This is a genomic window from Acetivibrio sp. (assembly GCF_035371925.1).
In the GTDB taxonomy this organism is placed as follows: domain Bacteria; phylum Bacillota; class Clostridia; order Acetivibrionales; family Acetivibrionaceae; genus Hungateiclostridium.
This window is the reverse complement of sequence record NZ_DAORXT010000153.1, coordinates 1-3556: the sequence shown is the minus strand read 5'-3', so window position 1 is coordinate 3556 and position 3556 is coordinate 1. Positions and strand designations below refer to the sequence as shown.

Below are 3556 nucleotides of genomic sequence, written 5' to 3'. Positions count from 1 at the left end.
GCAAAAGATCCTCTGGCTCTGATTGAATATTGGAGTGTTGACCCTGATTACAATGGCGAAGTGTTTATAAGCAAATGGCAGGACTACAGGGATAATACAGGAAATGACAGTGATCCGTATAAGGTTGTAACGAGCACGGAACTTATTGTTCCAAAGAAAGAAGGTAAGCGCAAGGTCTGCGTGAAAGCCGTTGACATTTTCGGATTTGAGAGCGTTGCCATAGAGGAGGTGCAGTAAATGCCTATATCTAAAAATATCGGGACAAGAGATGTTCCGCTAAAATTTGCGGCAGAGCTTACAAGGATAACCAATGAAGCATGGGATTCGGGAGAGTTAATGAATGGTGTTACTCCGGTGACGCAGGACTTGCTGAGATATTGGTTTACCGATACATTTTGCGACCAGCGGAGGTTTAATTTCCATCAGGGGCAGAAGCAGGCTATACTGAACACTATATACGTACATGAAATACTGAAATCAAAAAATGTATTTGACATGTATACTTCAGTAAATGAAGAGATTCTTGCCGAGATGGGATTGGTGGAGTTAAATAATATAAAATACAGCTATCCCAAATATGCAATGAAAATGGCTACAGGTACGGGTAAAACTTGGGTAATGAATGCACTGCTGATATGGCAGTACCTGAATGCAAAATATGAGGACAAGCCTTCGGGCAGGTACTCAAAAAACTTTCTGCTTGTGGCTCCTGGGCTTATAGTATATGAAAGACTTCTGGATGCTTACCTTGGAAAGGAAACCGAAAGCGGTGTCAGAAATTTTGAAACGTCCGATTTTTATAAATACAGGGAATTGTTTGTGCCTGAAGCATATAAAAGCACACTGTTCAGTTTTATACAAAACAGTGTTGCCAGAAAAGAGGAAATTGGCCGCAAAGTAACCGGTGACGGTTTAATTGCGATAACTAACTGGCATCTGCTTGCTGGAGCCGATGAGGAAGAAACCGATACTGATGATCCCCTTGAGAATCCTGCAGTAATACTTCAGGATTTAAGACCTATTTCACCCGGCACAACCGCAGGACACTCATTGGACACCTTAGACAATAATTATTTGAAAGGCAGCGAGATCGAGTATTTGGCGAAACTAAAAGATATTGTTGTAATAAATGATGAAGCCCACCATATCCATGAGGTAAAAGTTGCCGGTGAAGTCATGGAAGTTGAATGGCAGAAGAGCCTGAATGAAATAGCTTCAGGAAAAGGTGAGAGATTCATCCAGATTGACTTTTCCGCTACACCCTATAACGTTACGGGAAGCGGTCAGAAAAGGACAAAGCATTATTTTCCGCATATTATTGTAGACTTTGATTTAAAGACTGCTATCCATAAAGGACTTGTTAAAACCATTGTCCTTGATAAGCGTAAGGAAATTGCCTCTGAGGAACTTGCACAACTTGATTATAAAGCAGTCAGGGAAGGAAATAATGTAGTAGGTCTTTCGGAAGGTCAAAAGATAATGCTTCGGGCAGGACTGCAAAAACTAAGAATTTTAGAGAAGCAGTTTGTGGATTTCACAAAGGATAAAGCAGGAATTACAAATAAATACCCAAAGATGCTTGTCATATGTGAGGATACGAAAGTTTCTCCGCTTGTTGTTGAATATCTGACACGCTATGAAGGTCTTGATGAAGAGGATGTTTTACAGGTTGACTCGGATAAAAAGGGAAATATACCCTTAAGCGAATGGAATGAATTGAAACGTAAGCTATTTAATATTGATTCCTATGAAAAACCCAAAATTATTGTATCGGTTTTGATGTTGAGAGAGGGGTTCGATGTAAACAATATTTGTGTTATTGTCCCCCTCCGTTCCAGTGAAGCGCCTATCCTGCTTGAACAGATTGTGGGAAGGGGCTTACGGCTTATGTGGAGGGAAAACGATTATGATGACATAAAACAGGAGAACAGGATAAAGCTGCTCCAGAAGAAACAGGAGCCTTCAAATTACCTTGACATATTAAGCATTATAGAACATCCACGGTTTATTGAGTTCTATGACGAATTGATAAAGGAAGGGCTGGTTAATGAAGCTGGAGACATGAAAGACAGCAGGGAAAGCATAGTTGGCGATTTGATTAATGTAGGTTTAAAAGAGGACTATAGGAATTATGATATGTTTTTCCCGATTATTGTCAAGGACAGGGAGGAAACCATTGTATATAAAAAACTTTCTCCTGACATTATGATGCCATACAGTTCTTACCCATTAAAAACACTTAAAATGTTTGTTTCACAAAAGGACGATACTTTTTATTCTGAGGAAATTACTGTAAAGACGAGGTTCGGGAATTATGAGGTTTCTGCCCAGGTATTTAACTCAAAAAGCTATAATGAGTATATTGGCAAGATAATCGGTGCCATATCCTCCTCCATAGAACGTGTCGGGATAAGAAAAAAGGAAAGGTTTCCGTTCATGCAGATTAACAATGCGGAACTTGCTGCGGTAATCGACAAATTCATACGGACAAGGCTTTTTGACCAGCCGTTTGATCCATTTGAAGATAATAACTGGAGGGTGTTGCTGCTGACCAAATCAGGGATTGTGGAGCATATAATAAAGGAAATAAGCAAGGCTATATACGAGATGCAAAACAATGTTGAGATATCCGAGGCGGTAGTGCTCAGGAAGTATTTCTCAGAAATCGACACAATGAAGATGAGGGAGAACTATTCGGTAGAGGTATCCAAGTCGATATACAGCAGGCTGCCTTTTCCCAGCAACAAAGGAGGTTTTGAAAGAGACTTCATAATATTTTGCGATACCGATTCGGAAGTGGAATCCATAATTAAAATTAAAGAAAACTATCACACCTTTGCCTATTTGAACTACATCAGAAAAGACGGTATGATTGCTTCGTATTTTCCTGATTTTATTGTAAAACTCAAGGATGAAATTTATCTTGTGGAGACCAAAGCTGACAGGGATATGGACAATCAGAATGTCTTGAATAAGGAGAAAGCGACTCTTGACTGGCTGAAGAAAGTGAATGCTCTGAAGCCGGATGACAGGATGAACTGCAAATGGTACTATGTGTTGCTTGGTGAAAATTCATTTTATTCAAAGAAAAACAATGGGGCTTCTGTCAGGGATATTCTGCGCCTGGAAAGGTTGACAAGGTATATGGTTGAGGGTGATTTGTTTTCATACTTTGAGGATATTTGAGACGCGGATATTATTGTATAATAATTGCTGGAGAGAATAATTAACTCCAGCATTATTTCATTTACTACATTCGATTAGACAGTCAGGACTTCTGCTGGTCATCCTTTAATTGCAGTATTTTGGTGACTTAAAGATAACATTTGAAAGGATGCCAGCCGTCTTATCGAATACTGCAAGTTACTGATTAATATAGAAGGCAGGGTTCTGGAGCATCTCTTTGCAAGGAAACAGTTTTAAACTACTGCAGGATGTTTTGAAGAGATAATTTGTCGAAACTTGCGGTTGAACAAATGAAGGAATATGGCATTTTGTGGAGAATATAATGATACCAGAAATTAAGACAGACAAAACGGCCAAAATAAGTTAGAAT

1 protein-coding gene and 1 pseudogene are annotated in these 3556 nt (G+C 39.3%); both read left to right on the top strand.

What is annotated here, in order from left to right:
- Positions 1–237, top strand: a pseudogene (locus tag PLH43_RS13280) (site-specific DNA-methyltransferase); the annotation flags it as partial.
- Entirely contained in the window at positions 238–3186 is a 2949-nt protein-coding gene (locus PLH43_RS13275; RefSeq protein WP_324363909.1) for a DEAD/DEAH box helicase family protein, read from the top strand.
- The last annotated feature ends 370 nt before the right edge of the window (positions 3187–3556 follow it).